Source organism: Providencia sp. PROV033 (assembly GCF_028484855.1).
Classification (GTDB): Bacteria; Pseudomonadota; Gammaproteobacteria; order Enterobacterales; family Enterobacteriaceae; genus Providencia; species Providencia alcalifaciens.
Map to the genome: position 1 here is coordinate 1 of NZ_JAMPSW010000158.1, position 4,606 is coordinate 4,606.

The window sequence follows — 4,606 nt, forward strand, 5'->3', positions numbered from 1 at the left end:
AGTTTCAGCTAACAAATCGTATAACGAATTCAAAACTCAGCCAGTACTAAGCGAAAAAGAAAACTTAGCGGTATTGGAAGAGAAATATAATGCCTTTGTCGTCACATTAAATGCATTGAAAGGCAATCTTGATAACAACGATGTTGCAGCTTATATCAATCTGCCAGCACAACAAAACCAAGATGAATTAATCAGTGTTATTAATAACTACCTCTCTGTTTTAAACGACGAAAGCAACGCTTCTATTGCGGATGCAAGATTTTATAACCAATTTGCATGGGGCTCATTCTTCACCGTGATTGTCATTATTTTCGGTGTGATTGCCGTTGTACACCTATGGTTAAAACGTAAAGTCATTTCACCATTAAACAGCATGAGTGAACACTTTATGCACGTTGCGGAAGGGAAACTAAATCAGAATATTGAAATTAATTTCCGTGATGAAATCGGTGATGTATTCGAAAAATTAAAAGTCATGCAGCAGTCACTGGCAAAAACCGTCACCTCTATTCGTTCTAATACAGACCAAATGTATACGGGTATTCGTGAGATTGCTTTAGGGAATAATAATTTATCATCAAGAACAGAACAGCAGGCTGCCTCGTTAGAAGAGACGGCGGCGAGCATGGAAGAATTAACGGCGACGGTGAAACAAAACGCGGATAACGCCCGTCAAGCTAGTGAACTTGCAGTAAGTGCATCGCGTACGGCGACCAAAGGCGGTGAAATCACGGAAGGTGTGATTGACACCATGACTGCAATTTCGAACAGCTCTCAGAAAATTAGCGCCATTATCAGTGTTATTGATGGCATCGCTTTCCAGACCAATATTCTTGCATTGAATGCAGCAGTAGAAGCGGCGCGTGCGGGTGAGCAAGGTCGTGGATTCTCGGTAGTTGCAGGTGAAGTTCGCGCATTAGCACAGCGAAGCGCTGAAGCGGCGAAAGAGATTAAAGGCTTGATTGACGAATCGGTTGGACGCGTGAACCAAGGTTCTCAGTTGGTGAATGAAGCAGGTCAAACTATGAATGAATTGGTTGCCGCCGTTAATCAGGTGACCGAATTGATGGGCAACATTGCGTCTGCATCGAATGAACAGAGCCGAGGTATTGAGCAAGTCGCGATTGCGGTAACCCAAATGGATTCTGTTACACAACAAAACGCCGCATTAGTAGAGCAATCAACGAGTGCAACAGCGGCACTTGAAGACCAAGCCAATAATCTGGTCGAGACAGTGGAGTTTTTCGAATTACCAGAACAATCCACCCGAGTTAGACGGTAATGGGTATCCACGCAATAGCGTGAATAATGAAGTCTCAATCTAGATAACGTGAGTTGGGGGGAGACGGTTAGCTAGACAATTCACAAGTTAGACGATGATAGTTAGGCAGCCACTTTCGGCTGCCTCGCCGGTTTTTATTGAATAGGACGACAAGTACGATGCTATTAGTACCACAGATAGAACCTTTGACTGATGACGAGTTTGGTCGGGTTTGTCGATTTATTCATAAAAAGTCTGGAATAGTCCTTACGATGAATAAGAAAAATATGGTCTATAACCGCTTATTAAAGCGTTTACGTGACTGTAATATCGACAATTTTTCTGACTACTTACTAATGTTAGAACGTGAACCGTTGAATGCGGAATGGCAAGCATTCATCAATGCACTGACCACAAACTTAACGGCATTCTTTCGAGAGCCTCACCACTTTGCGACATTGACGGATTTTTTAAAAAGCCGCCGAAATAGCAATATCAATATTTGGTGTTCGGCCTCTTCGACAGGGGAAGAACCTTATTCTATCGCCATGACAGTGAGTGATGTTCTGGGGGCAAACGCCATCAATGCCAAGGTCGTTGCCAGCGATATTGACACGGAAGTATTAGAGAAAGCGAAGCAAGGGATCTATCGAATCGAAGAGCTCAAAACCCTGACAGCACTCCAACGGCAGCGCTACTTCATGAAAGGGGTGGGTGAATACGAAGGGTGTGCTCGCGTAAAACCCGCTCTTAGCAACATGATTGAGTTTCGTTACTTAAACCTGACTGAAGGCGATTGGCAATTACAACATCGCTTCGATGCGATTTTTTGTCGTAACGTCATGATTTATTTTGACAAGGAAATGCAGATAAAACTGCTAGAGCGCTTTGCGCCACTGCTCAAGCCGGATGGCTTATTGTTTATTGGTCACTCTGAAAATATTTCGCAATTGACAAAACAGTTCGTGATCAATGGGCAGACCGTCTACAGCTTAGCGTCGGCGAGGAGAGGACAATGAAAAAAATAAAAGTATTGTGCGTCGATGACTCTGCACTAATGCGCCAATTGATGCGTGAAATTATCAACAGTCACTCTGATATGGAAGTGGTCGACACGGCGCCAGATCCGTATGTTGCTCGGGATTTGATTAAGCAACTGGAGCCAGATGTTATTACCCTCGATGTTGAAATGCCGAGAATGGATGGGATTGATTTCTTAGAAAAATTGATGCGGCTACATCCAATTCCGGTCGTCATGGTATCCACATTAACCTCTAAAGGTTCTGAAGTGACATTAAAGGCTTTAGAGCTGGGCGCTGTGGATTTTGTGACAAAGCCACAAATTGGTATTCGCGAAACCATGATGAGTTATCGCGATATGATCGGTGAAAAAACTCGCGCAGCGGCGATGTCTAAAATGTCGCAGCGTAACCGTTTTGCTCGAACAGAGAAAAAAGTCGCAGAGCCGACGACTCTAGCTAAACCTCTGACGCCATACGTGTGCAACAACCGCGTGATAGCAGTGGGCGCATCAACCGGTGGAACAGAAGCAATCCGTCAATTTTTAGAGATGCTGCCTAGAGAGTGCCCTCCTGTGGTGATCACTCAGCATATGCCTGCAGGCTTCACCCGCTCTTTTGCTGAACGTTTAAATAAACTGTGTGCACTCACGGTTAAAGAGGCAGAGCACAACGAAGTTTTACAAAAAGGCTGTGCGTATATCGCGCCGGGTGATTCACATATGCTGATTGCCGATAAAGGCAAAGGCTACCAAGTGGTGTTGGAGCAGAGCGATCCGGTTAACCGCCATCGTCCTTCCGTTGATGTGCTATTTGACTCAGTCGCTAAGCATGTCGGACGTAAATGTATTGGTATTTTGTTGACGGGGATGGGAATGGATGGTGCCAAAGGCCTACTCAACCTGCGTCAACAAGGGGCTTTCACTTACGCTCAAAATGAAAGTAGCTGTGTAGTATTTGGTATGCCACGTGCCGCAATCGAAATGAATGCGGCAGATGAAGTGCTGGATCTACTGAAAATTGCCCCTAGCGTATTAACAAAACTTTCTACTGTTACCGTTTAGTGGTGGCAGTTTATTTATCATTGTATTTTTGAAGGAGTGATTATGGCCGCTAAAGATCTGAGTTTTCTGGTTGTCGATGACTTTTCTACTATGCGTCGCATCGTCCGTAACTTATTAAAAGAACTTGGTTTTAACAAAATTGAAGAAGCGGAAGATGGCGTTGATGCCCTCGAAAAAATCCGTGCTGGGAATATTGATTTTGTGGTTGCAGACAGGAATATGCCAAACATGGATGGTTTAGAGTTACTTAAAACCATTCGTGGTGATGATGCACTAAAACATATCCCTGTCTTAATGGTGACCGCAGAAGCGAAAAAAGAAAACATCATTGCGGCAGCACAAGCTGGTGCAAGCGGCTATGTTGTGAAACCGTTTACCGCCGCTATCCTCGAAGAAAAATTAAATAAAGTATTTGAAAAAATGGGGCTGCAATAATCGCGGGCGGTAAAGGAGACAGTGATGATTGAACAAGTAGCAATGAATGGCAGCCGTAGTGGCACTGGCAACGAAGATCTAAAACACGTCATTACACGCATTGGAACTCTGATGAGAACCTTACGTGAAAGTATGCGTGAGTTGGGTCTTGAGAAAAGTGTTCAGCAGGAAGTAGCAAGTATACCAGATGGTAAAGATCGCCTGCGTTATATTGCCCAAATGACAGCCCAAGCGGCAGAAAAAACACTCAACGGCATTGATATTATCAAGCCGTTGCAAGTGGACATGAACAAAAATGCAATCGCGTTGCAGCAGCAGTGGGAAGAAGCCGCCTCTGGTGAGGTATCATCAGAGTTGCGCGAATCTACGTAAGCCTTTTTAGGTCAAGTTATTCAAGATAGCGAAGTGACTAAAGCTGAATTACTAGAAATCATGATGGCGCAAGACTTCCAAGACTTAACGGGTCAAGTCGTCAAAAAAATGATGGAAGTGGTTGAAGAAGCAGAGAAACAGCTATTAGCGTTGCTGATGGAAAATACACCACCAGAAATGCGAGTGAAAACTCAAAGTGAAAGCCTGCTCAATGGTCCTCAGATTAATAAAGAAGGTGTGAATGTGATGGCATCACAGTCGCAGGTGGATGATCTGTTAGATGAATTAGGTTTCTAATTCGTTCGCTTCTTCGTGATATTTTGAGCTATAGCGTTATTGGCTGAGTTTGCCTTCTTGCTATGGCTCAAATTATTTAGGGTAGTTGTGCATCATTATTTTATTCGCGATTTTTAATCAAAACCCATTGACCAGTAGGTCTATCGCACTTTTGATTT

At 43.8% G+C, this 4,606-nt stretch carries 4 protein-coding genes and 1 pseudogene; all 5 read left to right on the forward strand.

The window, feature by feature from the left end; translation table 11 throughout:
• A partial coding sequence (locus PSF16_RS16650) for a methyl-accepting chemotaxis protein (protein WP_272689727.1) occupies positions 1-1,282 on the forward strand: 1,282 nt, incomplete at its 5' end.
• A 158-nt stretch (positions 1,283-1,440) separates the two neighbouring features.
• On the forward strand, positions 1,441-2,280 hold the full coding sequence (locus PSF16_RS16655; RefSeq protein WP_272689728.1) for a CheR family methyltransferase: 840 nt from the start codon (positions 1,441-1,443) through the stop codon (positions 2,278-2,280).
• Complete coding sequence (locus PSF16_RS16660; RefSeq protein ID WP_272689729.1) at positions 2,277-3,344, forward strand: protein-glutamate methylesterase/protein-glutamine glutaminase; 1,068 nt, start codon at positions 2,277-2,279, stop codon at positions 3,342-3,344. Before PSF16_RS16655 ends, PSF16_RS16660 begins: the two co-directional genes overlap by 4 nt.
• A gap of 42 nt (positions 3,345-3,386) precedes the next feature.
• On the forward strand, positions 3,387-3,779 hold the full coding sequence (gene cheY / locus PSF16_RS16665; RefSeq protein WP_272689730.1) for a chemotaxis response regulator CheY: 393 nt from the start codon (positions 3,387-3,389) through the stop codon (positions 3,777-3,779).
• 42 nt (positions 3,780-3,821) lie between these two features.
• A pseudogene (locus PSF16_RS16670) lies at positions 3,822-4,448 on the forward strand (protein phosphatase CheZ).
• The last annotated feature ends 158 nt before the right edge of the window (positions 4,449-4,606 follow it).

Coding starts and splice junctions, on each gene's coding strand:
- cheY (WP_272689730.1), top strand. CDS start 3,387: ATGGCCGCTAAAGATCTGAGTTTTCTGGTTGTCGATGACTTTTCTACT.
- PSF16_RS16655 (WP_272689728.1), top strand. CDS start 1,441: ATGCTATTAGTACCACAGATAGAACCTTTGACTGATGACGAGTTTGGT.
- PSF16_RS16660 (WP_272689729.1), top strand. CDS start 2,277: ATGAAAAAAATAAAAGTATTGTGCGTCGATGACTCTGCACTAATGCGC.